This window comes from Ensifer sp. EB106-03-01-XG145 (assembly GCF_058792075.1).
In genome coordinates this window covers 1-22,726 of the sequence record NZ_JBYTEC010000041.1, presented here as the reverse complement: position 1 = coordinate 22,726, position 22,726 = coordinate 1, and the positions used below count along the sequence as shown (strand labels likewise).

Here is a 22,726-nt window from a genome sequence, read left to right as displayed (position 1 = left end):
CTGCTTCTTCATTCGTCCGTCCTTTAATGGGCCGGACTCTAATCCAATCTGGAGGAAATTCGCAGTGGCAGGTCAACCTTCACCTCCGACTTCTCAGAGTTCGGCGGCAAGTGGAACGCCGGCGGATCGGACTTCCTGCCATGGAACGGCCGGCGGTGCCATCAGACGATCAGCTAAAGTTTACTTCGTGCGTTCACCGCAGCGCCCGGAAGAGGATGGAACCTGTTTGAGACTTCACTCACTATTCGTTATCGAATTTTTCCATCAAAAATTTCGATAGCTTCTTGGCGTCGCTTGCTACGATCGGAACCCATACAAATCCTTCGGGGCCTCGATGCTCTATCATCAGGTATTCAGCACCGGATGATTTATCTTTTCGCAGCTGAAACGAGACCTTCCCGTATTTATATTTGGTTTCAAAATCTATCATGTCTACGATCTCATCCGTCCAAACGGAAAATACGGAACGAGTCATCCTCGATCCGTAGCGCTTGGACATTGTCCGTATTTTAGACAACAAGCCCACGCTAACACTCCTTTCAACTTGGCGACAAGAAACGACAGATAGACAATAGCTAAATCTCCGGCAGAGATTCTAACAATTCTTCACAAACTGGTCTCTCGGATATTTAGATATTTTCTTCACCGGAGCCACGATGCATTAAGACCCGCATCGGCTTCCTCTCCACTGTGGGACCGCTGCAATCGTGCCGCAACGACGATCTTTGGCTGCGCCAGCATCCGCCAACACATTCACTGGGCGTGCGAGCACTGGGCATGCGGGTTGACCGACATCTCCGGAACATCAGAGGTAGACCTCCATCCCGACCATGCATCGAGTGCCTCGCAACACTGCGCCAACCCTCACGCCGTTATCACCTCCCGCATCAGCCCTTCCAGCCAATTGGCAAACACCTGCAATCGGCGCGACAGGTGCTGGCGGTGCGGGTAGAGCAGCGCCATCGGCATGGGTGCGGCTGAATGGCCTGGCATGACCTCCACCAGGCGCCCCTCTTTCAGATGGTCGACCACGTCGAAGGCCGGGATCTGGATCAGGCCGAGTCCGGCGAGGCAGCAGGCGATGCTGCCCTCGGCGCTGTTGACGCTGATGCGGCCGGGAACGGCAACCGTGCGCGCCTCGCCGCCTTCGATCCACTCCCAGTCCTCCACCCGGCCGCTTGAGGGCGAGGCATAGTTGACGGCGAAATGACTGGCGAGATCGCTGGGCACTAGCGGAATACCATACCGCTCGAGATAGTCGGGGCTTGCGACATTGATCAGGCGAAGCGTGCCGAACGGCCGGGCGATCAGGCCGGAATCGCTGAGCGGCCCGACCCGCAGCGCACAGTCGACGCTTTCCTCTATCAGATGCACCGCCCGGTCGGTCATGCCGAGATCGATGTCGATGCCGGGGTAGCGCGTCAGGAACTCCGGCAGCGCCGGCGCCACGATCAGCCGGCCGATGCGGCTCGGCAGGTCGACGCGCAGCCGCCCGGTCGGGTCGGAAGCGCTGCGGCGGAACAGGTTCTCCGCCTCGTCCATGTCCTCAATCAGCCGCAGGCAGCGCTCGTAGAAGGCGGCCCCGTCCTGCGTCGGCGCCACCTTACGGGTCGTGCGGTGCAGCAGCCGTGTGCCGAGCCGGGTTTCGAGCGTCTGCACCGCGGCCGAAACGGAAGAGCGCGGCAGCCCCAATGTGTCGGCCGCGCGGGTAAAACTCGCGCTTTCGACGACGCGCGTGAAGATGCGGAAAAGCTCGATCCTGTCCATGCCGGGCCACGCCAATTGTTCGTCAATTCTGACAAGTCATGTCACGAACTGGCGCTTTATACCAGCGGCGCGGACGGTATTCTCAACCCTGCGATGCCTGTCGCACCGCTGACCTCTCGCGTTGGCGGCGGCAAGGCCCGCGCTATTTGAAACGCGGCGTGCGGCGTTCAGGACAGACAACGTGTTCGGGACAGGCCGTCAGCGCCAGAGCAGACCGGGGACCTGCGCGCTCTCGCGCCGGCATTCCCGCTCGCCGCAAACCGGCTGCAGCAGGCGGCCGATAACAGGAGAAACCCATGGCAGACCACGGCATCAATGGTAAATCCGTTCTCATCGCCGGCGGCGCAAAGAACCTCGGCGGCCTGTTGGCGCGCGATCTCGCCGAACATGGCGCCCGCGGCGTCGCGATCCACTACAACAGCGCCGCCACCAGGGCGGCAGCCGAAGAAACCGTGGCGGCAATCAAGGCAGCCGGTGCCGCAGCCCACGCCTATGCCGGCGATCTCACCAGCGCGGCCAATGTCGAGAAGCTCTTTGCCGATGCGAAATCCGCGCTCGGCGGCATCGATATCGCCGTCAACACCGTCGGCAAGGTGCTGAAGAAGCCCTTCGTCGAAATCACCGAGGCCGAATATGACGAGATGAGCGCGGTCAACTCCAAGTCCGCCTTCTTCTTCCTGCGCGAAGCGGGCAAACATGTCAGCGACAACGGCAAGGTCTGCACGCTCGTCACCTCCTTGCTCGGCGCCTTCACGCCGTTTTATGCGGCCTACGCCGGCACCAAGGCACCGGTCGAGCACTTCACCCGCGCAGCCGCCAAGGAGTTCGGCGCACGCGGCATCTCGGTTACCGCCATTGGCCCCGGCCCGATGGATACGCCCTTCTTCTACCCGGCCGAGGGAGCCGACGCCGTCGCCTACCACAAGACCGCTTCCGCCCTCTCGGGCTTTTCGAAGACCGGCCTTACCGACATCGAGGACATCGTCCCCTATATCCGCTTCCTCGTTTCCGACGGCTGGTGGATGACCGGCCAGACGATCCTGGTCAACGGCGGTTACACGACGAAGTAAGTGGGAAGCGCCCCTCATGCGCGCGGTGAGTGAAACGCCCCTCATCCGCCTGCCGGCACCTTGTCCCCGTAATCACGGGGAGAAGGGACACGTGGCTCTCTCCGCGCTCTACTTCGGCGCACCGCGAGGCGTCGTGCCACGGCATACCGCGGGAACCAGGACGTCCGCGTGTGGCTGTATTCGCGGCCAAGGCAAGAAGACGAGAGTGCAGCACACGCGGCGCCGTCCCCTCTCCCCGCCTGTGGGGAGAGGGCTAGTCCTCGGGTTAAACCCGAGGAGAGGGGCAGCGGCTGTCAGGGATGCCCCGCCCCAATGATATCACCTAGCGTGGCACACAAGCCTGATGCATGCTCTGCCCATGGACGGTTCAGCGACAATCGAAACTGGAAAACTCTGAAAATTCAACGATCCCAACCCGTCGACCCTGAAAAGAGAGGAAGTCCCATGACCAACTCAGCTTGGCACGCCGATCCACTCACCTGGGGCACCGGTCCACATCTCTTCGAGGTCTTTCTGGAGCCGACCGATCCTTACTCCACCAAGGCATTTAGCAAGCTCGACGCCCTGCTCGACCAGGCCGGCGAAGACACCGTCACTATTAAGATCCGCCTGCAGTCGCAGCCCTGGCATATGTATTCCGGTGTCATCGTTCGCTGCATCATCGCGGCCTCGACACTTGAGGGCGGCAAGAATACCGCGAAGAAAGTCATCGCTGCAGTCGCTGCGCATCGGGAAGAGTTCGAATTCGTCCATCATGCCGGCGGCCCCAATCTGGACGCTACACCCAACCAGATCATCGAGCGCTTGGAAGGCTATAGCGGCGTCAAGCTCAAGGCCGCATTCGCGATCCCGGATCTCGACCGGGAAATCAAGTGGCATTGCAAATATGCGCGACAGAACGGCATCCACGTCTCCCCGACCTTCATGATCGACGGAATCGTGCAACCGGACGTCAGCAGCGGCGATGATGTTTCGGACTGGGCAAGGAAGTTGCTTGGTTGATGGGGTGCGCGGAAGGCTGGAGCAGCCGGGTCCGTTAAAGTGCTCATGCACATATGCTTGTGGGGAATTGCGCGGCTCGGCCAGGCGACCACCTCTTGGTCGGCTTTACCCATCGGGCATTCCGGCCGAGCTCGCTTCCAACCCGAAGCGATCGGGCAGAGCGTGCGTGCTGCTGACGCCCCTTCCATTCAAAATAGGATTGGAATTTTAGGACGTTGTGTAATGTGATGCGGATGAGCGCATGGCGCGCGACGGGGCTCGATGAGTGAAATTCATGGCATATAACTGCTTTTTCTGCCGTCACCTGCTGGCGAGCCTGGCGCTGCTTCTCGCGCTCGCCCTGCCCGCCCTTGCCCAGACGGCACCAGCGCCGATCACCGTCATTCTCACGCCCGGCCAAAGCCCTGCCGAGATCGAGGAAACCTTGCGCGCCGCGGCGAAGGCAGGCGGTCCGGTCACGGTCGAATGGCGCGACGCGGCAAATCAGGTCGCAGCGCCGGCGAGCGCAGCGACACCTGACAACGCCCACGCCGCCACGCCAGCCGTCGCCGCGACCCCGGCAGGCGCGCCGCAGCAAGCCGCTCCACTCGCTGATCCCGAGGATTCCTTCGACACCCTTTCCGCCCGTTTTCTCAATGGCTTGCAGATGGGCCTTACGGGCATCTCCGGCATCGCCGGGGTGATGGCTGACGTTGCGGCAGGCATCCGCGCCGAAGGCTGGTCGGTCGTCTCGGTTGCCGCCATTTCCGTGCTGGCCATTGCCGCCGGGCTGGCCGCCGCCTTCGCCAGCCGCTCCCTTATCCATCGGCTGTTCGGCGCTTCCTTCGAGGTGGTCGACCTCTTGCATCGCGTGCGCGCCTCGATGATCCGGCTCGGCTTCGACATCGCCTATCTGGTGATCTTCGCCGCCGTCGGCCACACGATCGCCCAGCTGCTCCTGACGCGCGGTACGGGCTCGGCCGAGCTTGCCCATGCCCTGATCACCATCGCCGTCGTCGCCGCCGTCTATGCCGTCGGCGCCCGCTTCCTCTTCGCGCCGACGCGACCCGAAATCCGCCTGCTCGATATCGCCCATCCGCGCTTCCACGCCAACATGCTTGCCACCTATGGCGCGGCCAGCGCCGTCGTCGGCGCCAGCATGCGTTTCGCCCATCAGCGCGGGCTGGACCTTTCCGCCACCGATGGCTGGCTGCTGATCGGCGTCAGCATCCTCACGGTGGTGAAGCTCCACTGGTTCATTGGTGGCGCGGGTGATATCCGCGCGCTCTTTGCCGGCGAGAACCCCGGCCCCGTGCGTCGCGCCATCGCCTTCGGCGTGCCGGAGTTTTATGCGCTGAGCGCCATCGTGCTCTGGCTGATGAGCGTCATCGTTGCCGGCAGCCCCAACAGCGCGGCCTGGAGCTTTGCCGGCGGCACCACGCAGATCATCCTGCTTGCGCTGCCGATCCTCGCCTTCGGCATCCATTCGCTGGCCGGTGCCGCCGCCGAACGCCGCCGCACGCCCGCCTCCTCCAGGCTGCATGCGGCGATCTCCGGCAGCATCCAGACGGCACTTGCCGGCGCCACCTGGCTGATCGGCCTGCACATCATCATCGAGCTCTGGCGCCCGATCATGGTCCAGGACGACACCGCCGCCGCCGTCGGCTGGATCGTCGTTCTCGAGCGCATCAGCCTTGCGGTCGTGGCCGCCTGGGTGATCTGCAGCTTCCTCTGGCGGAGCTTCGAAGCCTTCTCGCCGTCTGCCCGCGTCGCCATGCCCGGCGACAGCGAGGACGAGACGATGGTTCATCAGACAAGCCGGCTGTCGACCATCCTGCCGCTCGTCCGCAACCTCATCTTCGGCGCCATCTTTGCTGTCACCAGCCTCGTCGTTCTCTCGGCGCTCGGCATCAACATCGCGCCGCTGCTGGCGGGCTTCGGCGTGCTGGGTCTGGCGCTTTCCTTCGGCTCGCAGACGCTGGTGAAGGATGTCGTCTCCGGCATCTTCTTCATCGCCGACGACGCTTTCCGCGTCGGCGAATATGTCGATACCGGCAAGCTCAAGGGCACGGTCGAGCGCATCTCGCTGCGTTCGCTGAGGCTGCGCCACCAGAACGGCCAGATCCACACCGTCCCCTACGGCCAGCTTCAGGCGGTGACCAATTTCAGCCGCGACTGGAGCACGGTGAAGTTCGAGTTGAAATTCGAGCGCGACGCCGATCCTGAAAAGATCCGCAAGGCCATCAAGAAGGTCGGCCTCGCCATGCTGGAGGACCCGGAGATCGGCGGCGAATTCCTGGTGCCCTTGAAGATGCAGGGCATCCAGGACGTCACCGAAAACTCCCTCGTCGTCCGCCTCAAATTCACCGCCCGCCCCGGCAACCCCAGCATCCTGCAGCGCGAGGCGATGAAGCGCCTGCTTCCGGCGCTGCGCGAAGCCGGCCTCGACCTCGCCTCCAACGCCGTGACCGTGCGCTCCGGTGCAGCGGGTGCGGCGGAGGCCGAGGCGGCAGCGGCGAACCTGGCGCTGGCGAAGAAACCGGTGGCACCGGAAGCTGCAGACGCGGAAGGGTAACGGTCAATCCGGCGCGACGCGGCGACAGACTTCCTGTGTTCGTCGCGGCTGGTGTCAGCATGGCCTTGCCATCGGGCAACGCCTGAACCCTATCAACGACAAAGCCTTCGACAGCTTGACCGGCATGCATTTTCACGGTCGACGATCCCGATGGAACCTACGGCACCGGCCAGGTCATCCGGCTTGCTGCCGATGGAACGCGACAAATGGATCGACTGGCTGGACGCCCCCGCAAAGCCGCGGTTCATCTCGCTCGTCAAGCCAACCAAGTAGGGCCAACCAAGTAGGCCCGATCAGGCCAAGCAAGACCGCGCAATTAAAAAGCGCGACCGACGGCCAACACCCGCTACAGTTTTGACATCATTGTTGCATTACCTCAAACGCACAGACGAGGCTCAGGCGCTGCAGCACCCTGCCGACGCTGCCATGTTGCCGCTGCCACCGAGGATGTTGCCTGATGCGATCCATGCGCCTCGCCCCGTCTGCTCTAGCCCTGTCTGCCCTTGTCCTTTCGCTTCTGCCCGTGGCCACCGTCCACGCCGAACCGCCCACCTACGCGCTGCACTATGCGCTGATGCTGGACGGTGAGGAGCCCGTGGCAGGCGAGGTCGCCTGTGTCGTCGGGGAACCGTGCGAGTTCACGCCGTCCCCCGCCAGCAAGATGACCTTCAAGTTGAGCAGGCGGCAAAACGAAATTGAGATCACCTGCCCCGAGCGTGAATGCTCGCTTGGCTATGGCGAACGCCGAACATATTGCGGCACCTGCGAGAAAGTCGACATCTTCGAGGGGCGCGACTATGGCGGCGGCGCAATCGAGTTGGTGCTGCGCAGGTACCCGCGGCTCGGCACTCTGCTGTTGCGCTACCAGACACCGTAACCACGCTTCCAAGCTGGCGTTGCCTGGCCGCCCTGAGTTCTCACGCGCCCCTTGGGGTGAGGCGCGACCAGTCCTCCTCGCTCCATCACGGCAGATCACAGGCGCATCCGGCGGCAAGGCGTGGCCGCCGTCGCGGTCCCTTGCCCCCTGTCCCCGCGGGAACAACATCCACCCGGTTCCGTTGCTAAAACAAATGCACAAGGCCGGTGGCCTTTCAATCGGGGCATCGGTTCCGGTTCGGTCAACGCCTGGCCCAACGAAAGATCATGGTCAGGCAGCAAGAGCTCGGAGCGCCCCAATGCGTATCATCCTGGTAGCCCTCGTCGCGTCAGTCATGAGCATTCTGGCGTTCAAATATGCCGATCATTCCATCGGCAACACGCACATCGTTGCGACGGCCGAGGAACTTGCCGCCCTCTGAGCGGTCTTTGCAAATAGACCGGTCGCCCCCTCCCGCTCCCAGCGGGTCCTGACCACCGGACCGGCTCGGGCGATGCTCGCAGAAGTCGTTCAGCCCCTCCCGCATAGGTTTCATTCCGTCTTGCAGCGATCTCCGTCTTCTGCAATCCTCATCGCATGCGATCGTATCGGCTCATCATTGCTGCCAAACGTCTGACCGCCCCGGCGGCCCCACTCCCTATGTGCGTCTCTGGATAGCAGCGGGAACGGCTTGGCCGACCTTCTCGCTCTAGGGGCGGGAGATCAGGCCGATCCTTCCAACTGATATCGAGACGTTGACGATGCGACATGCGCTCTCCCGCAGCCTGGTGATCCTGCTATGACAGGATCATCCAGCGCTTCCTTCACCTTCATCCTGCTCATCATCTGCACCGCGCTTTCCCTTGCCGGCACCGACCTGATCCTGCCGGCGGTTCCGGTCCTGCCGGGCGTGTTTTCCGCCAGCGAAGCGACCGCGCAGATGGTGCTTGCCGCCTATGTCGGCGGCAGTGCACTCGGCCTCCTGCTCTTCGGCCACCTCGCCGATCACTTCGATCGCAAGACGCTGATGGTCGCAGCCCTTGCCGCCTTTGCCGCCACCTCCCTTGCCGGCGCCTTTGCGCCTGATATCGCCGTCCTCATCGGCCTGCGCTTCCTGCAGGGTATCGCCGCCAGCGCTGCGCCCGTGTTTGCGCCGGGCGTCATCCGGCAATTGTTCAGCGAGAAGACGGCCGTGCGCGCCATCGGCTTTCTCGGAAGCGTCGAGTCGCTGGTTCCGGCGCTTGTGCCCATCGCCGGCGTGGCACTTCTTGCGCATTTCGGCTGGCAATCGTCGTTCGAGCTTCTGGGCGCTGCCGGAGCGATCGTCTTCGTCCTGATGCTGGCGATCGGCCTTCCGCGCGAACAGCGAACGTCAGGCAGGCAAGGCACCTATCTGCAACTGCTGACGGATCCTGTGTTCATGCGCTATGCGCTGAGCCAGACGATGACGCTCGGCGGCCTTTTGACCTTCGTGTTCGGTATTCCCATGGTGATCGTCGAGACGATGGGCGGCACGCTCAATGATTTCATCATCGTGCAGATCGTCAGCGTCGCGGGCTTCATCATCGCCGCCAATCTGACCGCGAAGATCGCCGAGCGCTTCGGCACGGAGGAGGTCATCATGGCCGGCAGCGCGATGGCCGCCGCAAGCGCGCTCGCGCTCCTTGCCTATGGCCCGGCGGAACGAACCCGCTGTTCGTGCCCGTTCTCTTCCTGCCCATGGGCATTGGCCTGGGCCTGCGCGGCCCCATCGGCTTCTACCGCGGCATCGTCGCTTCCGGCGGCAATGATGCCCGCGGCTCGGCGCTGATCGTCTTTTTCATCTTCATGACGACCACATTGGGCACGATGGCGGCAGCGCCTGTCATCACCATGGGACTGCCAGCCCTCGCCCTCGTCGTCAGCGCAATCCACCTGCTTTCGGTCGCCATCCTATGCGCACTGCCGAAGCTGAAGGAGGCTCCGTCCGCATAGAGGCGACCGCGGCAGACGACCGCCCCCTGGGCGCGGTTTCGTGCCGCCGGCGGGAACTCTTCCTGGATCCCGCAAACATGGCCAGCCGGGGCGCACCCCCGGCTTGCGCTTCCATCCCCGGGGTATTCTAGTAGGAATATCCCCGGGGTGTTCTGGTAAGAACATCCCCGGGTGGTTCTGGTAAGAGCGAGACAGGCAAAACGGAGCGCTGCAACATGAACAATGACAATCTTTGGTACTGTCTTGTCGGCACGGGCGACACCAACACCGGCATGCTGCGATTCATCGGCGCCGTCGTCGCCTTCATCCTCGTGTTCGGCGCGCTGTTCTGGTTGCTGGGCCTGTAAACCTTTCCCCTTGCCCGCGACGCGGGCGGCCGTCACAGGGTGGCCGCGCCTGCCCCAGCCGCGGCCTGTCTATCGTTCCGCCACCCGGAAATTGGTCGCGCCCAATTGCGCAATGACTAATACGCGACGAACGATGAGAGAACGCTCCAAGCACGAAAGCGGTCTCGCTCTAACCATTTCCCCCAATTGGGTGAGGAACAATTCGTGAAAGCGACCGCGCGAGACTTGAGCGTCCGCCGTTCGGCGTTCACGCCTCCACTTGGTGTCACGATCCTCAGGCGCCTTGCCAAACGGCAAAGTTGCGATAGAAGACCAGAAGAGACAATTTATACGATCACCATCATGAACCTTCGTTTCGTTGCCGGCGGCATGGCCGTCGCGCTTTTGTGCGCAATCGCCATCGTTCTGTTCGCGCCACGAACGGAACCGCTGACGATAAGCTATTATAAGTACGAGTTTGTACTGCCCGCCTTGCGAAAGCGCCCGGACGCCGCACGGGAATTCATCGCGATGTGCGCTCCGGAAATCGAATCCGAACTCAAGGAGACGGACCTCAAGGAAACGTCCTACTCCAATCGAGCCGAGATGGCGCAAGATCTCTGCCGGCGCTATTTCGCCGTGGTGATTGATGGCAGGCTTACGCTCGCGGAGATCAACCTCTCCGGCTCCTTTCCACTCTCTTTGCTTGAGGAGGCTGAACGTCGGCAACCACGCTTCCCGCGATGATGGAAGCGTACTGGAACCGCGCCGGCGGTCTGGCCGGGAACCCTGCGAACCCGTCCCAACAAAAAAAGGCCGGAGCGCGCGGCTCCGGCCCTTCTGTTCTTTCGCTCTCAAAACGCGTGCCAGTACATCCGTGGTCAAGGTCGAAAGCAACGCGCAACTGCGAGCGTCGTGCTCAACAGTTTGCTTGTACTAATTTTATAGGACCGGGCGCGTTTCTGGACAAGCTGTCCCTTTGGGCTACGGCACACGCCAGGGATTAGTCTTGGCGACGCATCGAGGCCCGAAAACGGGGCCGTTTTCCAGCTTTTCCCGCCAAGACAATCAGCGATTACTTAATTATATTCGTCCTAGACTAAGGGATACAGGCGACGGCGCATGGCGGAAGCCTACCGCAGGGCACCCATCTCGCTCGCGGTCGTCGTCAGGGTCGTTCGGCGCGCCTGGGGAGGCAAATGTCGGGGTTCGATCACAGGCACATGAATGGCGCGATACTCGCCGCGATCCTGGTGCTCGCCGCCCTGTTCCGCCTGCATGACGTTCAGCAGCCGCTGGTCGATGCCTTCAGCTGGCGCGAGGCGAGCACGGCGATGATGGCCGACAATTTCTTCCTGCGCAGCTGGAACATCTTCTTTCCAGAGGTGAGCTGGACCGGTCCCGACCCCTCCTATCAGGGCCGCGAACTGCAGGTCGTCTCCTACATCACCGCCCTTCTCTATGCCGTCTTCGGCTGGGACGACACCTGGGGCCGGCTCGTCGCCATCGCCTTCGGCGTCCTTGGCGTCTTCGCGCTGCATCGACTGATTGCGCGGCTCTGGGACGAGGCCCACGCCCATGCCGGCGCCTTCCTGCTGGCGATCATGCCGGGCGCTGTCATGATCGACCGCTCGTTTCTGCCGGATCCGGCCATGCTGGCGCTGGTGACGACGGGCGCCTGGACCTATGTCGCCTATCTGCAGAACGATCGCCTGCCCGTTCTCATCGCGGCCGGCCTCCTCACCACGACAGGCGTGCTTGCCAAGCTCCCGGGCATCGCCGTGGTCGTGCCGATGACCTACGCGACCTTCGTCGTTCTGCACCAGCGCGGCAGGCTCAGCGTCGGCCGGCTCTTGGCAATCCTGCCCGTCGCACTCGCCGCCGGTGCGCTCATTCTCGGCTATTACTGGTGGGCGCATTATCTCGGCGCCAACTATCCGCCATACCATGTCGCCGGCAGCGGCTATCTCTGGAGCGACGGGCTTTCCCGGTTCCTCGACGAAGCCTTCTACATTCCCGCCACGTGGAGGATCGCCAGCAGCTGGCTTTTCACCCTGCCGGTGGTGATCCTCACCGGCATCGCGCTCCTGACCGCGCCGCCGGCGGCAAACGAAGCGGCGCCAGACGACGCTTCCCCCGCCGGCGCGCCCTGGTTCTTCCATGTCTGGTTCCTGGGGGCGGCGATCGTCTATATCTTCGCCGCCCGCGAGATCAAGACCAACCCCTGGAACTTCCATATCTTCAATGTGCCGATGGCGGCACTTGCCGGGCGCGGCCTGATCCTGCTGGTCGAGATCGGCCGCGAACAGGGCTTTCGCACGCGCGCGCTGCGCCTCGCGGCGATCGCCGCCGTCGTCGTCATCGGCGGCAGCATCCCCGGCCTGTCACTGATGAAGACACCCTATGCCGATCACGGCGAAAAGCTCGGCACGAAGCTCAGCGAACTCAGCCAGCCCGGCGATCTCGTCATCACCGCAACGCCGACGATCGGCGATCCCGTGGCGATCTATTACAGCCGCCGCCGCGGCTGGGTCTTCCCGCCCGGCGGCGGCGAAACCGAATGGTCGATGCTGATGGAAGACGGCGACGCGATCGAGGCGCTGGAGGAGCTGCGCGCCCGGAACGCCACCTGGTTCGGCATCACCAAGAACGCCCGCGACATGCAGCGGCGCAAGCTCCTCGAATACAACAAGGGCCTGATCGCCCATCTCGACCGGACAGCCGAACGCGTCGTCGACGACGACACGATGCTGATCTACCGGCTGGCACCTCGGGCGGATGCGGCGGCTTCGAATTGAACCACTCGGCTTCACCCGTCGCGGCGGGTTTGCGGCTCTCATGGGCGCGCGACATGGATTTTCATAATGTCGTGACGAATCCTTTCCGGTTGGCCCCGCCCCTCACCCTCTCCCCGCCTGCGGGGAGAGGGAATCGCGCGCAGCTCCCACGTCTCCTTTCCGCCACCTCTGGCATACGGAAACAAGAAGCCGGCTGTGCTCCCTCAAGGTATCCTGCGGCTGCAAGCGAGCAGAGGAAACGGTGAGCATGCCGCAACGTCCCTTCTCCCCGCCTGCGGGGAGAAGGTGCCGGCAGGCGGATGAGGGGCTCATACAGGAAACGCCATGCACCCGGATGAGCGCATGGCGTCCTGTTGTCTTGAAGCAGCGCCCGCTTGGGGCGTGTGAGCCCTACTGCAGCGTGCGGGTCGGGGCCGGTGCGGGCTGGCCAGCGGCAGCGCCGGCGGCATTGTTGGCCGAACGCGCGGAATCGAGGCCGGTCGCGACGACGGAGACGCGGAAGGTGCCGTCGAGCGTGCGGTCGAAGATCGAGCCGACGACGATATCGGCCTCGTCATAGACCTCTTCGCGGATGCGGGTCGCGGCTTCGTCCACTTCGAACAGCGTCATGTCCATGCCGCCGGAGATCGAGATCAGCACGCCCCTGGCGCCGCGCATCGACACTTCGTCGAGCAGCGGGTTGGCGATCGCCGCTTCGGCAGCCTTCAGCGCCCGGCCCTCGCCGGTTGCCTCGCCGGTGCCCATCATCGCCCGGCCCATGCCCTTCATGACCGACTTCACGTCGGCGAAGTCGAGGTTGATCAGACCTTCCTTGACGATCAGGTCGGTGATGCAGCCGACGCCGGAATAAAGCACCCGGTCGGCGATCACGAAGGCATCGGCAAAGGTGGTCTTGGCGTCGGCGATGCGGAAGAGGTTCTGGTTGGGGATGACGATGACGGTGTCAGCCGCCTCGCGCAGCCGCTCGACACCTTGCTCCGCCGTCTCCATGCGGCGCTTGCCCTCGAAGCTGAAGGGCTTGGTGACGACGCCGACCGTGAGGATGCCGGCCTTGCGCGCCGCAGCCGCAATCACCGGTGCCGCCCCCGTGCCCGTGCCGCCGCCCATGCCGGCGGTGACGAAGCACATATGCGTGCCGCCGAGGTGATCCATGATCTCGTCGATCGATTCCTCCGCCGCCGCCCGGCCGACGTCCGGCAGCGAGCCGGCGCCAAGGCCTTCGGTGACGGCAGCACCGAGCTGGATGATGCGCGACGACTTCGACATGGCGAGCGCCTGCGCGTCCGTATTCGCCACCACGAATTCCACGCCCTGCAGCCCTTCGTTGATCATGTTGTTGATGGCGTTGCCGCCACCGCCGCCGACCCCGATGACGGTGATCTTCGGGCGCATTTCGGTGATCGTGGGCTTCTTGAAATCGTTCATGGCTTGTCTCCTAGAGCCGACGCCCTGCAGGCGCCGACGGCGGGCGAATCGGGCAGCTGTTATTTTAGGAATTGAAAAAAGCCATGGAGAAGGCAAGGAAAAAGGACAGGACGCCTATCCACATATGAATTTTAGCGGGTCCTTTCGGTGGCAACTTGGCGCACTGCCCCGCGCCGCGCCAGACCCAAAAACGATATTCGGATCAGTATCTTGCCTAGGCTCGGGCCTAGGCAATTGCCCCTCACCCTAACCCTCTCACCGCCTGCGGGGAGAGGGGACGAGAACCAACGCCGCCTCACGATCTGACATTGTCCGTGCAAGAAGCGGCAACGGAGACTGGCCGAGATGGAACGAGCGGCCGCCGCGAGTCTCCTTCTCCCCGCGTGGCGGGGAGAAGGTGGCCGGTAGGCCGGATGAGGGGCAAATCCCCATCAGCCCGACGGACGAAATCCGCTGAATTCTACGCCTCAAAACTCGGCCGCGAACGCACCCGCTCCAGCCAGCTTTGAACATGACGGGCCGAAGCCGGGATCTCCATGCCGAAGACATCGCAGAGCCAGGCCGTCACACCTGCAGTGATGTCGGCGATCGAGAATTCATCGCCGGCGAGGAAGGGTCGCCCATCCGAAAGCTCGTCGTCGAGCCAGCCCCACTTCTTCGGCACCGCCACGCGCTCGGTCTCGGCAAAGGCCGGAAACTGCGTCAGCCGCTCGGCGAAGAAAGCATCCGAATGCAGCGCCACATTGCCGACGGTGCCGAGGATCACCAGTTCGGCGCGACGGTTCCACATCTCCACCTTGGCACGGCTGACGGCATCGCGGCCGAAGAGCGGGTGCTCAGGATTCGTCTCCTCGAGATAGCGGCAGATCGCGACGCTCTCGGTAATGATCGTTCCGTCGTCGAGCTCCAGCACCGGGATCTGCCCGAGCGAATTGACCGCCAGGAACTCCGGCGCCCGGTGTTCGCCCTTGGCGAAATCGACATCCACCATCGGCACCGAAATCCCCTTCTCCGCCATGAAGATGCGCACGCGGTACGAATTCGGCCCCATGCCCTGATAAAGCTTCATCTTATCCTCCTGTCGATGAGGCCACCCGCCTCGTTTCCCCAACCGCATCTGCGCGGGATACTGGTTGTTTATAACAACCGGTTTCATTTAACTCAATGGTTTATTTCGAGGCGTGTTTAAATGGATAAGGATCCAGCTGTCGCTCGCAAGCGATCGCATCATGAACCAGCGGCAGAGAGCCAGAACTCGGTAGCAAGCACCATTTCCTGGGAACGATCCTGATACGGCGACGGCTGCGTCACAGACGACGAAAGTCAATATCTCCCGGTGAAAGCGCCACCGATGCAAGCGACACCGCACCGCCCCCTCGCTTCGAGATTTGGAGCGAGTAAAAAACCGGCCAGCCTTGTGCGCAACTTGCCTCGACAGAGTGTCTCCGTCGCGTCCCGGAACTGATCAGCGCGAGCGATGTGTCCTGTGAGCTCTGCCGGTCTTTTTCGGAGGAATTAGGCCTGGCAGCCGGTGTTTTTCCTCCTCAATTACTTGGGGCATCTGGCCAACTACTACACCGCTGTCCGCAAAATATGCCTCAATAGCAGTGCCTGTTGAGGTTAGATTCTCAAGCGCTTGGTTCAAAAGGATACGTGCCTTGGTTCTCCGTCCCAGAACCTTCCCATCGCGGCTTCTCAGGACGTAAGCCGCCACCTTTTTCTTTTTGGTAGAAATGCGACCAGTCAGGCGTTTAGCGTTTGCCCTTATCTTTGCGCTCTCGGTGCCGTTGGCGATCTCAACCACCCGCGCTCGATAGCCCTCAGGAGCGGCCTCAAGAAACAAAGCAGCGGCTGGACCCGGCATACCCACGAGAGCGGACGCGAGCACACGATCCGGCACAACGTCCCAGAAGCCCCACTGTGATAGCCGTTTGCCGGCGAGATAGATCGTATCGCTAAATGCCCCTTGGTCTACAGGTGTAGAGGTCAGGAGTCCCCGGACTGAACCCAGGAAATCCTTGAGGCCTTCTTTACGTTCCAGACTTGACCTCAGTTCCTCCAGATCCTCAGGCATGAGGTATTCAAACATGATCATTGGCCAACCTTTTGGTTAGTCGGGCTCCAGAACACAACGTGGAAGTCTATGCCGAATTGGTTAAATTTGCGAGCGACAGCATCTAGATGATTTTTGGTTTGCCACGGCCTGTCTCCGTATCGACCCGATTGATTGACCAGTACCCAGCGGTTGTACCTCGGTACCCATTGGATTTCCCCGCCAATGCGCGCGTGCTTATCGATAGCACTGAGGAGAGATGGATGTCCGAGTTTAACATGTTCCGGCGGGGGCTTCAGTGATCGAGTTCTTGGGTACGTGTACAGCAACTCGCCCGAGTCCTGATGAACTATCTCCTCAATCGCGAACCATAAATCTCCCACGCCATCCACAATCCATAGTAGATTGGTGGTGCGGTGCAGAATTCTAGGAACCGCCAAACCTCGCTCCGCAGTAGCAAGGTATGATCGCAGTATGGGAGCTGTTTCTTCCGTCAATCTCTGAAGACTTTGGGGGCGATAATTGTGCTCGTGGGGATTTACATCTCTCCCGGGCGCCTCGCAGCGGCCGTACTCTTCGTCGAGACTCATTGACTAAACCGATGCTGTGACTTCTCTTCTTCTCTCGCACACGTTGAAACGGAGCGCAACAAATACCCTTTATTGCGGTCGTCGGATTTGACCGCTCCCCGCATACTGCACTTGCTGCAGTTCGAGTCCGAACGGAACCGGTTGCGTTGAGTCACGCTTCGTTGGCGTGGGAAACCAAACTTATTCGTCGTACATGGAAAGTCACAGAACAGGTGAGCGCTCTCAAAGCCGCCAGCCCCTGCCAACAACGAAGCGCCCGGTCTCTCCGGGCATCAGCGCGCTGTCGCCATAGGCTTTCAGCATCTGCCCGTCGGGCAGCGCCAGTGTCAGCGCGAAACGCTCACCCTCGAACACGCAGGCGATGACCCGAAACGCCATGCCCTCGCCGTCGCGGCGCACATGCTCCGGCCGCACAAGCACATCGCGAATTGGCACATCGCGAATTGGCACGTCACGGATCGCCCCATTGCTCGCACCCGCCTCGCCGATCCCGCCAAGTGCGGCCCGCAGCGCCGGCCACTCCAGCGCCCTCGGTGCGCCCTCCGGCACGGCCAGCCTGAGCACCGAGCCGCGGCCGATCAATCCGCCGACGACGGCGCCTTCCGGTCTTGCGTAGATCTCCGCCGGCGGCGCCATCTGCATCAGCCGCCCCTCGGACATGACGGCGACATCGGTTGCGAGCGCCATCGCCTCGGCCTGGTCGTGGGTCACATAGATCATCGTCGCGCCCGAGCGCTCGTGGAAGATACGGAAGGTCTCCTCCATCGATTTGCGCAGATGCTGGTCGAGATTGGCGAGCGGCTCGTCGAGCAGCACGACATCCGGCGAGGTCACCAGGCAGCGGGCAAGCGCCACGCGTTGGCGCTGGCCGCCGGAAAGGGCCGCGGGCCGGCGCTCGGCATAATCGGTGAGCTTCACCAGCGCCAGCGCCTCGCCGACACTTCGTCGCCAGGCTTCGCCGGAAATGCCGCGCACCTTCAAGGGATAGCCGACATTCTCAGCCACCGTCATATGCGGCCAGAGCGCATAGGACTGGAACACCATCGCCATGTTGCGTCTTTCCGGCGGCAGCGCCTGCGACGCGTCGGAAAGCCGCCTTTCGCCGAAATCGATCGAGCCGTCCGTCGGCTGCTCGAAGCCGGCGATCATGCGCAGCACCGTGGTCTTGCCGCAGCCGGAGGGACCGAGCAGCGCCAGGAAGCCGCCTTCCCGCACGGTCAGCGAAACATCCGATACCGCCGGCCGCCCGCCGCCGAAATGTTTCGTGAGGTGATTGAGGATCAGTTGCGCCACGGCAGCACGCCCTCGGGAAGATATTTCGCAAGCGCCTCGAGCGCCGCCATCAACAGCACGACCATCACCACGACAAGCACCGAGAGCGCTGCGGCAAGATCGGACGAACCGCTGTCGTCGAGATTGAAGATGGCGACACCGAGCGTCTGGGTGCCGGCCGACCAGAGCAGTGCGGAGACCGTCAGTTCGTTGGCAGCGATGAGGAAGACGAGGATGATCGCAGCCCCGGCGGCCGGCGCCACCAGCGGCAGGATCACGTCGCGCATGCGCCTGAGGAAACCCGCGCCGGCAAGCCGCGCCGCCTCTTCCAGCGACGGATCCATCTGCAGAAAGGCGCTCATGACGGGTTTCAGGCTGACGGCCAGGAACGAGGAGAAATAGGCGATCAGGATGATCCAGATGGTGCCGTAGAGCGAGACGCTGAGGAGAGGCAACGGAGCCGCAAAGGTGAGAATGAAGGCGACAGCCAGCACGATGCCGGGCAGCGCATAGGGGATCTCGATAAGGATGCCGAGCGTATTGGCAAGCAAGCCCTTGCGCCGGGTCATCAGGTAGGCCGCGGGTACGGAGACCGCGAGCAGGCCAAGTGCTGCGGTGGTCGCAAGGAACGTCGAATTGCCAAGCGCCTTCAGCGTCATCGACTGGCGAAAGAGGATTTCTTCGTAAGCGCGCAATGACACGGTCTGAAGGTTGAGCGGCACGCCATAGGCCGGCACCATCGAGCTTGCGACAAGCGCAGCCAGCGGCGCCACCAGCACGAAGAACAGGATCGCGACCAGCGCCATCTCCACGACCAGGCGATAACGCCCGAGCGCGAAAGCGGCATTGGCGCCGGAGAGGCCGATGATGCGGTAGTCCTTCCCTGAGAGCGCCCGCTGCTGCAGGATCAGCCCGGCCGCGGCAATCACGGCAATGAGGCTGGAGAGCAGCGCGATCTCGCCGAAGGTGCCGGCGCCGAAGCTTGCCAGCCTTGTGTAGATCAAGGTCGGCAGCACCTCGATCCCTGCGGGAATGCCGAGGATCGCCGGAATGCCGAAATTGCCCACACCCGAGACGAAGGCGATCGCCGCCCCGGCAATCAGCCCCGGCAGCGACAGCGGCGCGACGATATCGCGGAAAACGCGGAACGGCGTGGCACCGGCAAGCCGTGCCGCCTCCACTCCATCCCGCGGGGAAGCTGAAAGCCCGGCTTTCAGCGCCAAGAAGACCAGTGGTGCGTGCTGTACGCCGAGCAGCAGCGAAATGCCCGCGAGCGAATAGAGCGGCTGCGGGCTGCCGAGCGGCGGCGCGATCCCCAGCGTCTTCAGAAGCGGGCTCGCCGGCCCGGTCATTTCCACCCAGGCAAGTGCGGTCACCTGCGGCGGGATCATCATCGGCAGCATGAAGGCGAAGCTCAAGGTCAGCTTGCCGCGCACATCGGTCAACGCCACCGAGAAGGCGAAGAGCGCGCCGATGACGACGGAGACGACCATGCCGCCCGTCGCCGTCAGAAGCGTGTTGCGAATCGCCGCAAAGGTCGCGGGCTCGGTGAGCACGCCGATCGACTGCCCGGAGATGAGACCTGCGAAACCCGCCCTCGCCAGGCTGATGAGCGGCAGCAGGCACAGCAGAAACAGGCAGGCGAAAACGAAGGGCACCAGCCAGCACGGCTCGGCGGCGGGGGTGGCACCCACCCTCACCTGCCGCACGTCCTGTGTCCGGCTTTGAAAGGGAATGCGCAGCCAGCGGGGCCGGCTGCGCCGATCATTGCGTTCAAGCATCGAACGTATCAGTTCGTGCCGAAGATGCCGGAGAAGGTCTTGAGGTCGGTGTCGGAGTTCTTCACCGCTTCGGCGGCGTTGACGGGCAGCACCTTGATCGTCTCGCGGGCCGGATAGCCCTCGGGCAGAGCCACGCCGTTGCGGGCCGGAATATAGCCCATCTTCACCGCCGTGTTCTGGCCCTCCTCGGACAGCAGGAAGTCGACGAACTTCTTGGCGGCATCGACGTTCTTGGCAGTCTTCAGGATGCCGACCGGCTCGGTGACAGTCGAAACGCCCTCGGCCGGGAAGACGAACTCCACCGGCGCACCCTTGGCCTTTTCGCGGATTGCCATGAAATCGACGAGCATGCCATAGGCCTTCTCGCCGGTCGCAACCGCCTTCAGCACGCCGCCGTTGCCGCCAGCGGCCGTGGCACCATTTGCCGCGAGCGCCTTGTAATAGTCCCAGCCGAGACCATCGATGTTGGTCAGCGTCTGCGCATGGATCAGCGCCGCGCCCGAGGTCAGCGGGCTCGGCATGGTCACGAGGCCCTTGGCTTCGGTCTTGGCGAGATCCTGCCAGCCGGCAGGCTTCATCGCGGCCGAGGTGTTGTAGACGATGCCGGTCGTGATCATCTTGGTGGAATAGTAGGCGCCATCGGCGTCGTAGAGCGCGGCGTCGTAATTGGCGGCTTCCGGCGACTTGTAGTCGGCCAGATGTCCGGCTTCCTTCAGCCGCTGCATCGTCACGGTGTCAGCGATCAAGAGCACGTCGGCGACCGGATTGCCGGCCTCGATCTCGGCCATCAGCTTGGCCATGATCTTCGTCGTGCCCTCGCGCACCCATTCGACCTCGATGCCGGGATTGGCCGCCTGGAAGGCATCGACGGTCGCCTGCGCGTCCTCGTTCGGCTGGCTGGTATAGAGCACCAGATTATCGGCGTAGGCCGCGGTCGAAAGCAGGGCTGCGGTAAGCGCGCCGGCAATGGCGGAAACAAAGGATTTCATGGATATACCCTCGTGTTGAAACTGGCGCCGAGGGATAGAGCCGCCCTTTTACAGGGGTGTGACAGGCGAGAACCGCAAGCCCCCTGTCGCGCTCCCTCACCCGGGAGATCGCACGCTCCCTTGACAAGACGTGCGGGCCGAGAAAGTTTGCACGGCATGCGAGTGGCGGAACTGCCATGGACACTTTTCTGAAAATTGCCGGAGCGGTGGTCATCGTCGTATCGCTGGCGGTCGCGCTGAATGCAACCATGCCGTCTTTCGGCTGGCTGGGCATTATTCTTGCCGTGCAGTCGGCATTGCCGACCGTCGGCGCAGGCATCGCGCTTGCGGCCTTCGGCTCGTTGCTCGGACAGCTCAAGAAAATTCGCCTCGCCGCCGAGCGCCAGGCCGATCTGTTTCAGTCCATATTGGAACGCCGCAGCCAACCTTCCGCCGAATAGGCGCTGCCGACCGTGTGGATCGCGGGTGGAAAGGGCGTGATCGGACGGGGAAGGATGCCGCCAGATGCGCCTTCAAATGTTGCATCAACCAAGCTACCGACGAGCCCGCCGTAGAAGATTCCGTAAAAAATTTCGCGCCGATGTCACACCGGCCGTAGCTCGCTCGTCATGGTATCGGAACCAACGAAAGGAAACGGAACCATGACTGCCAAGATCGACCTTTTCGCCGCCGCCCCCCAGCTGATGAAAAGCTGGACCAGCGTTTCGATGGCCGTTGCCGCGAGCCTGGACCCGACCATCATCGAACTCGTCAAGATCCGCGCCTCGCAGATCAACGGCTGCGCCAACTGCATCAACATGCACACCCAGGAAGCGCGCGCCAAGGGCGAGACCGAGCAGCGCATCTACCTGCTTTCGGCCTGGCGCGAGGCGCCGTGCTATTCCGATCGCGAGCGCGCCGCGCTAGGCTGGACCGAAGCGCTGACGCGGCTTTCGGAAGGCCACACCCATGAACAGGCCTACGAAGCGCTGAAGCAACAGTTCACCGAGGAGGAACAGGTGAAGCTCACGCTGATGATCAACGTCATCAATGGCTGGAACCGCCTGGCCGTCGGCTTTGGCCTCTGGGTCGATCCGGCAGAGGCAAAGGCCGCAGCCGAGAAGGCCGCCTGATGACGGGCACCCCCCAGGAGGACGCAGCGGCGGTTTTCGACCCGCTGCGTCCGAAGCTGATCCGCGTCGCCTACCGCATGCTCGGCTCGGTCGCCGATGCCGAGGACATGGTGCAGGAGGCCTTCATCCGCTGGATGGGGGCCGACCGCACGTCCGTGCGCGAGCCGGAGGCGTTTCTGCGTCGCACCGTCACGCGGCTCTGCCTCGACCAATTGAAATCCGCGCGGCTGAAGCGCGAGACCTATGTCGGCCCCTGGCTTCCCGATCCCGTGGTCGAAGAGGAGCCGGAGGACGATGTTACCCTCCCCCTGATGCTCGCTCTGGAGCGGCTGTCACCGCTGGAGCGCGCCGCCTTCCTGCTGCACGACGTCTTCGGCCTGAGCTTCGACGAGGTCGCAACGACCATCGACCGCGATGCCGCCGCCTGCCGCCAGCTCGCCGCCCGCGCCCGCACCCATGTGCGCGACGAGCGGCCACGCTTCCAGATCGAGCAGCAGCGCGGCCTCGAGCTCGCCAACGCCTTCTACGCCGCGTCGCGCGGCGGCGACATGAAGACGCTCGGCGCGATGCTGGCGGCCGATGTCAGCGTCCATTCCGACGGCGGCGGCAAACGCCCGGCGGCGATGCGGCCAATCCTCGGCTTCGATGCCGTCATGAAGGTGCACCAGCAACTGGCCGCCCTCTTTGCCAAACACGGCTCGACCCTGGTGCGCGCCGGCTTCATCAACGGCCTCCCGGGCTTCGTTACCAGGGAAGCTGATGGCGAGTTGCAGTCAACCGCGCTGGACATCGAGGACGGCAAGGTGGTGGCGATCTATGTGGTGCGCAACCCGGACAAGCTGGTGCATCTGCATTAGGCGTGGGCATTATCCGGCGTTACTGTTCCGGGCGGCACTAAGCCACCCGACAGACAGCTGATAAAACTATGTTTGATCATTGTAAGTTTGCGGGAGAAGCCGGTGCGTCAGCCAAAATCTCCGTCGTTCCTGTGCTTGTCACAGCAATCTAGCCAGCCCAAGTCCTTGGGCTGAAAGGTTCTTTTGACCCGACCGACGTCGGGCCGCTGGATCCCCGCCACAGGTGTTCAGTCCGGGGAGATAGCGGACACCTGTTCGGAGAGATGACTGACAGTTTTGGGTTTGGTCAAGTCGATGGTT

21 protein-coding genes and 1 pseudogene are annotated in these 22,726 nt (G+C 63.0%); 14 read left to right on the top strand and 8 right to left on the bottom strand.

Features of this window, described 5'->3' with window-relative positions; translation table 11 throughout:
* Positions 1-241: 241 nt before the first annotated feature.
* Entirely contained in the window at positions 242-499 is a 258-nt protein-coding gene (locus AC3WWH_RS33545; RefSeq protein ID WP_058323852.1) for a hypothetical protein, read from the bottom strand.
* 365 nt (positions 500-864) lie between these two features.
* On the bottom strand, positions 865-1,767 hold the full coding sequence (locus AC3WWH_RS33540) for a LysR family transcriptional regulator (protein ID WP_058323851.1): 903 nt from the start codon (positions 1,765-1,767) through the stop codon (positions 865-867).
* A 296-nt stretch (positions 1,768-2,063) separates the two neighbouring features.
* Between AC3WWH_RS33540 and AC3WWH_RS33535 the strand changes: the two genes are divergently transcribed.
* The 11 genes and pseudogenes from AC3WWH_RS33535 to AC3WWH_RS33485 all read left to right on the top strand — a co-directional run bounded on the left by AC3WWH_RS33535 (position 2,064) and on the right by AC3WWH_RS33485 (position 12,347).
* Positions 2,064-2,837: an SDR family oxidoreductase gene (locus AC3WWH_RS33535; RefSeq protein ID WP_058323850.1), complete on the top strand. Its 774-nt coding sequence runs from the start codon at positions 2,064-2,066 to the stop codon at positions 2,835-2,837.
* A gap of 444 nt (positions 2,838-3,281) precedes the next feature.
* A complete protein-coding gene (locus AC3WWH_RS33530; protein WP_058323849.1) occupies positions 3,282-3,839 on the top strand; it encodes a DsbA family protein in 558 nt (185 codons plus the stop codon).
* Between the two features lie 274 nt (positions 3,840-4,113).
* Complete coding sequence (locus AC3WWH_RS33525; RefSeq protein ID WP_058323848.1) at positions 4,114-6,393, top strand: mechanosensitive ion channel family protein; 2,280 nt, start codon at positions 4,114-4,116, stop codon at positions 6,391-6,393.
* 91 nt (positions 6,394-6,484) lie between these two features.
* Positions 6,485-6,666 (top strand): annotated as a pseudogene (locus AC3WWH_RS33520) (hypothetical protein).
* Positions 6,667-6,850: 184 nt separating this feature from the next.
* Positions 6,851-7,270, top strand: a complete 420-nt coding sequence (locus AC3WWH_RS33515) for a hypothetical protein (RefSeq protein WP_058323847.1) — start codon at positions 6,851-6,853, stop codon at positions 7,268-7,270.
* Positions 7,271-7,568: 298 nt separating this feature from the next.
* Positions 7,569-7,691: a hypothetical protein gene (locus AC3WWH_RS33510; protein ID WP_255571016.1), complete on the top strand. Its 123-nt coding sequence runs from the start codon at positions 7,569-7,571 to the stop codon at positions 7,689-7,691.
* A gap of 357 nt (positions 7,692-8,048) precedes the next feature.
* Positions 8,049-9,059, top strand: coding sequence for an MFS transporter (locus AC3WWH_RS33505; protein ID WP_058323846.1), 1,011 nt, complete (start codon positions 8,049-8,051; stop codon positions 9,057-9,059).
* Positions 9,060-9,076: 17 nt separating this feature from the next.
* A complete protein-coding gene (locus AC3WWH_RS33500; protein WP_162752546.1) occupies positions 9,077-9,223 on the top strand; it encodes a hypothetical protein in 147 nt (48 codons plus the stop codon).
* Between the two features lie 215 nt (positions 9,224-9,438).
* Positions 9,439-9,570 carry a hypothetical protein gene (locus tag AC3WWH_RS33495; protein ID WP_255571017.1) on the top strand — a complete coding sequence of 44 codons (132 nt, stop codon included), beginning with the start codon at positions 9,439-9,441 and terminating at the stop codon, positions 9,568-9,570.
* Positions 9,571-9,912: 342 nt separating this feature from the next.
* Positions 9,913-10,296 carry a hypothetical protein gene (locus AC3WWH_RS33490; protein ID WP_057253916.1) on the top strand — a complete coding sequence of 128 codons (384 nt, stop codon included), beginning with the start codon at positions 9,913-9,915 and terminating at the stop codon, positions 10,294-10,296.
* A 452-nt stretch (positions 10,297-10,748) separates the two neighbouring features.
* A complete protein-coding gene (locus AC3WWH_RS33485; RefSeq protein WP_058323844.1) occupies positions 10,749-12,347 on the top strand; it encodes an ArnT family glycosyltransferase in 1,599 nt (532 codons plus the stop codon).
* 390 nt (positions 12,348-12,737) lie between these two features.
* Here the strand turns inward: AC3WWH_RS33485 and ftsZ are convergent, their stop codons facing one another.
* The 6 genes from ftsZ to AC3WWH_RS33455 form a co-directional block, all read right to left on the bottom strand.
* Entirely contained in the window at positions 12,738-13,772 is a 1,035-nt protein-coding gene (gene ftsZ, locus AC3WWH_RS33480) for a cell division protein FtsZ (RefSeq protein WP_058323843.1), read from the bottom strand.
* 460 nt (positions 13,773-14,232) lie between these two features.
* A complete protein-coding gene (locus AC3WWH_RS33475; protein WP_058323842.1) occupies positions 14,233-14,841 on the bottom strand; it encodes a glutathione S-transferase family protein in 609 nt (202 codons plus the stop codon).
* A gap of 396 nt (positions 14,842-15,237) precedes the next feature.
* On the bottom strand, positions 15,238-15,867 hold the full coding sequence (locus tag AC3WWH_RS33470; RefSeq protein ID WP_058323841.1) for a hypothetical protein: 630 nt from the start codon (positions 15,865-15,867) through the stop codon (positions 15,238-15,240).
* A gap of 770 nt (positions 15,868-16,637) precedes the next feature.
* Complete coding sequence (locus tag AC3WWH_RS33465) at positions 16,638-17,708, bottom strand: ABC transporter ATP-binding protein (protein WP_058323840.1); 1,071 nt, start codon at positions 17,706-17,708, stop codon at positions 16,638-16,640.
* The gene (locus tag AC3WWH_RS33460) at positions 17,696-19,468 is read right to left on the bottom strand and encodes an ABC transporter permease (protein WP_082641050.1); all 1,773 of its coding nucleotides are present in this window, start codon (positions 19,466-19,468) and stop codon (positions 17,696-17,698) included. Before AC3WWH_RS33460 ends, AC3WWH_RS33465 begins: the two co-directional genes overlap by 13 nt.
* Before the next feature lie 8 nt (positions 19,469-19,476).
* On the bottom strand, positions 19,477-20,457 hold the full coding sequence (locus AC3WWH_RS33455; RefSeq protein WP_058323839.1) for an ABC transporter substrate-binding protein: 981 nt from the start codon (positions 20,455-20,457) through the stop codon (positions 19,477-19,479).
* Positions 20,458-20,633: 176 nt separating this feature from the next.
* Here AC3WWH_RS33455 and AC3WWH_RS33450 point away from each other — a divergent pair, with 176 nt between their 5' ends.
* The 3 genes from AC3WWH_RS33450 to AC3WWH_RS33440 all read left to right on the top strand — a co-directional run bounded on the left by AC3WWH_RS33450 (position 20,634) and on the right by AC3WWH_RS33440 (position 22,426).
* A complete protein-coding gene (locus AC3WWH_RS33450; RefSeq protein WP_058323838.1) occupies positions 20,634-20,897 on the top strand; it encodes a hypothetical protein in 264 nt (87 codons plus the stop codon).
* Positions 20,898-21,098: 201 nt separating this feature from the next.
* Positions 21,099-21,569, top strand: a complete 471-nt coding sequence (locus tag AC3WWH_RS33445) for a carboxymuconolactone decarboxylase family protein (protein ID WP_058323837.1) — start codon at positions 21,099-21,101, stop codon at positions 21,567-21,569.
* On the top strand, positions 21,569-22,426 hold the full coding sequence (locus AC3WWH_RS33440; protein ID WP_058323836.1) for a sigma-70 family RNA polymerase sigma factor: 858 nt from the start codon (positions 21,569-21,571) through the stop codon (positions 22,424-22,426). Before AC3WWH_RS33445 ends, AC3WWH_RS33440 begins: the two co-directional genes overlap by 1 nt.
* Positions 22,427-22,726 lie beyond the last annotated feature (300 nt).

Bases quoted from the DNA above. Each gene is read 5' to 3' on its own strand.
- AC3WWH_RS33545 (WP_058323852.1), bottom strand. From the start codon at position 499: ATGTCCAAGCGCTACGGATCGAGGATGACTCGTTCCGTATTTTCCGTT.
- AC3WWH_RS33540 (WP_058323851.1), bottom strand. From the start codon at position 1,767: ATGGACAGGATCGAGCTTTTCCGCATCTTCACGCGCGTCGTCGAAAGC.
- AC3WWH_RS33535 (WP_058323850.1), top strand. From the start codon at position 2,064: ATGGCAGACCACGGCATCAATGGTAAATCCGTTCTCATCGCCGGCGGC.
- AC3WWH_RS33530 (WP_058323849.1), top strand. From the start codon at position 3,282: ATGACCAACTCAGCTTGGCACGCCGATCCACTCACCTGGGGCACCGGT.
- AC3WWH_RS33525 (WP_058323848.1), top strand. From the start codon at position 4,114: ATGGCATATAACTGCTTTTTCTGCCGTCACCTGCTGGCGAGCCTGGCG.
- AC3WWH_RS33515 (WP_058323847.1), top strand. From the start codon at position 6,851: ATGCGATCCATGCGCCTCGCCCCGTCTGCTCTAGCCCTGTCTGCCCTT.
- AC3WWH_RS33510 (WP_255571016.1), top strand. From the start codon at position 7,569: ATGCGTATCATCCTGGTAGCCCTCGTCGCGTCAGTCATGAGCATTCTG.
- AC3WWH_RS33505 (WP_058323846.1), top strand. From the start codon at position 8,049: ATGACAGGATCATCCAGCGCTTCCTTCACCTTCATCCTGCTCATCATC.
- AC3WWH_RS33500 (WP_162752546.1), top strand. From the start codon at position 9,077: ATGACGACCACATTGGGCACGATGGCGGCAGCGCCTGTCATCACCATG.
- AC3WWH_RS33495 (WP_255571017.1), top strand. From the start codon at position 9,439: ATGAACAATGACAATCTTTGGTACTGTCTTGTCGGCACGGGCGACACC.
- AC3WWH_RS33490 (WP_057253916.1), top strand. From the start codon at position 9,913: ATGAACCTTCGTTTCGTTGCCGGCGGCATGGCCGTCGCGCTTTTGTGC.
- AC3WWH_RS33485 (WP_058323844.1), top strand. From the start codon at position 10,749: ATGTCGGGGTTCGATCACAGGCACATGAATGGCGCGATACTCGCCGCG.
- ftsZ (WP_058323843.1), bottom strand. From the start codon at position 13,772: ATGAACGATTTCAAGAAGCCCACGATCACCGAAATGCGCCCGAAGATC.
- AC3WWH_RS33475 (WP_058323842.1), bottom strand. From the start codon at position 14,841: ATGAAGCTTTATCAGGGCATGGGGCCGAATTCGTACCGCGTGCGCATC.
- AC3WWH_RS33470 (WP_058323841.1), bottom strand. From the start codon at position 15,867: ATGATCATGTTTGAATACCTCATGCCTGAGGATCTGGAGGAACTGAGG.
- AC3WWH_RS33460 (WP_082641050.1), bottom strand. From the start codon at position 19,468: ATGCTTGAACGCAATGATCGGCGCAGCCGGCCCCGCTGGCTGCGCATT.
- AC3WWH_RS33455 (WP_058323839.1), bottom strand. From the start codon at position 20,457: ATGAAATCCTTTGTTTCCGCCATTGCCGGCGCGCTTACCGCAGCCCTG.
- AC3WWH_RS33450 (WP_058323838.1), top strand. From the start codon at position 20,634: ATGGACACTTTTCTGAAAATTGCCGGAGCGGTGGTCATCGTCGTATCG.
- AC3WWH_RS33445 (WP_058323837.1), top strand. From the start codon at position 21,099: ATGACTGCCAAGATCGACCTTTTCGCCGCCGCCCCCCAGCTGATGAAA.
- AC3WWH_RS33440 (WP_058323836.1), top strand. From the start codon at position 21,569: ATGACGGGCACCCCCCAGGAGGACGCAGCGGCGGTTTTCGACCCGCTG.